General features: G+C 58.9%; 1 rRNA gene. It reads right to left on the bottom strand.

Features of this window, described 5'->3' with window-relative positions:
* Positions 1 to 746: ribosomal RNA gene (locus ACZ61E_RS32570) — 23S ribosomal RNA — on the bottom strand; the annotation flags it as partial.
* Positions 747 to 1,043: the final 297 nt, after the last annotated feature.

Raw genomic sequence — 1,043 nt, 5'->3', positions numbered from 1 at the left:
CGGACTCGCTTTCGCTACGGCTTCCCCACACGGGTTAACCTCGCAACACACCGCAAACTCGCAGGCTCATTCTTCAAAAGGCACGCAGTCACGACTGACAGCACAAGTACTGCCAGCGACGCTCCCACGGCTTGTAGGCACACGGTTTCAGGTACTATTTCACTCCGCTCCCGCGGTACTTTTCACCATTCCCTCACGGTACTATCCGCTATCGGTCACCAGGGAATATTTAGGCTTAGCGGGTGGTCCCGCCAGATTCACACGGGATTTCTCGGGCCCCGTGCTACTTGGGAAATACACAAGAGAGCCGCTGATGTTTCAGCTACGGGGGTCTTACCCTCTACGCCGGACCTTTCGCATGTCCTTCGCCTACATCAACGGTTTCTGACTCTCCGACCAGCCGGCAGACTGATCAAGCACACTCCCACAACCCCGCATGCGCAACCCCTGCCGGGTATCACACACATACGGTTTGGCCTCATCCGGTTTCGCTCGCCACTACTCCCGGAATCACGGTTGTTTTCTCTTCCTGAGGGTACTGAGATGTTTCACTTCCCCTCGTTCCCTCCACACTGCCTATGTGTTCAGCAGCGGGTGACAGCCCATGACGACTGCCGGGTTTCCCCATTCGGACACCCCCGGATCAAAGCTCGGTTGACAGCTCCCCGGGGCCTATCGCGGCCTCCCACGTCCTTCATCGGTTCCTGGTGCCAAGGCATCCACCGTGCGCCCTTAAAAACTTGGCCACAGATGCTCGCGTCCACTGTGCAGTTCTCAAACAACGACCAACCACCCGCCACCCCCACACACTGTGGAGTTCACCGGGGCCGGCATCCCGAAGACACAACCTCACGGCCGCACCCTCAGACACCCAACAGCGCGCCCGGCCCAGCCCTTCACCATCCCCCTTTCCACGCCGAAGCAGCACTGGGAGAACCATGAAAAACTGTGCCGAATAGTCAACGTTCCACCCATGAGCAACCAGCACCGGACACTCGCCGGTGTACTGGCCCCTGACCAAGCGAACTTGGTGAGAAGTGCTC

It is taken from the genome of Streptomyces sp. NPDC104581 (genome assembly GCF_055583685.1).
This window is presented reverse-complemented; position numbering and strand designations above follow the sequence as displayed.